The following is a 1,182-nucleotide window of genomic DNA, read 5'->3' as shown; positions in this document are numbered from 1 at the left end:
GTGATGTCCCGTACCTTTGCCGCGCTCAGCGAGATGGCATTCATGGTTTCCGACATGCGCTGCACGTCCGCTTCACCCGTGCGCGCAAGCGACGCGGTTTCACGGGCCGAATCGGCGGTCTGCTGCGCGCCGGCCGTGTTACTTTTCACCGTGGCGGTGAGCTGCTCCATGCTGGCGGCCGTTTCCTGCAGGGCGGCCGCCTGCTGCTCGGTGCGCGAGGACAATTCAGTATTGCCCTGAGAAATTTCATCCGCGGCCAGGGCCACTGAGGCGGAGGCGTCTTTAATCTGCGAGACCAGTCCCCGGAGATTGGCCTGCATGCCGTCCAGCGATGCCAGCAGGCTGTCCGTGTCGTTACGGCGCAGCGTGACCGGCGTGGTCAGGTCGCCGGATGCGATTGTTGCCGCGAGCGCCTGGGCCTGTGCAGGCTCTCCGCCCAGCTGACGCATCAGCACACGAATAGTCATTACGCAGGTTCCGGCGGCCACGAGCACGGATGCGGCCGCAAGTAATACCAGTATCAGCGATGCGCGGTCGGCAGACCGGCTGTTCTGCTCAACGGCGGACTGGGTGTTTTTCAGCTGTACCTGCGTCATGTCGTTCAGGGCTTTCAGCAGCGTGCTCTGCGCCGGACGCGTGACCTTCATGAGGTAATCGGTGGCTTCCCGGGCCTGGTTAGCCAGCCCGAGCTGACCCGCCTTCTCCAGCGCAGCCAGTGCCGGACCTTCAGCTTGAGCTATCTGGCTGAATACCTCGCGACCCTGCGGTGTAGAGTCCGCCTTCATCATCTCAACCAGAGCGCGCCGGTTTTCTATATAGAGCAGCTTCTGCTTCTGCAGGCGCTCCCATTCGGATTTCATTGCCGCAGGTTCACTGAGCAGAGCCATATTACGGACCGCGATACCCATGTCCCTCAGGCCGCCGCGCATGTCCAGTATCAGTTGATACTTTTTCATTTTGACGTTAACGGCGTCGTCCATGCCGTCGCTGGCCCTGCTCAGTGCGTTAAGCGCGATGCCGGTACAGAGTATAAAAAGCAGAATAAGCAGACCGAAGCCTGACGCAAGCCGGGTAGATATTTTCATAGGTGCTCTCATTGTCCGGGGAAGAGGAATGCCTGGTGTAATCTGTGTTATCGGCACGAAGGGGGAAATGTACAGCGACCAGAATAAATCCCCGACT

General features: G+C 60.0%; 1 protein-coding gene. It reads right to left on the bottom strand.

The window, feature by feature from the left end:
• Window positions 1-1,085, bottom strand: a 1,085-nt coding sequence (locus tag HFD97_RS21975) for a methyl-accepting chemotaxis protein (RefSeq protein WP_167432525.1), incomplete at its 3' end; no start/stop codon positions are given.
• Window positions 1,086-1,182 lie beyond the last annotated feature (97 nt).

This window comes from Pantoea sp. EKM103V, assembly GCF_011800365.1.
GTDB lineage: Bacteria > Pseudomonadota > Gammaproteobacteria > Enterobacterales > Enterobacteriaceae > Pantoea > Pantoea anthophila.
This window is presented reverse-complemented; position numbering and strand designations above follow the sequence as displayed.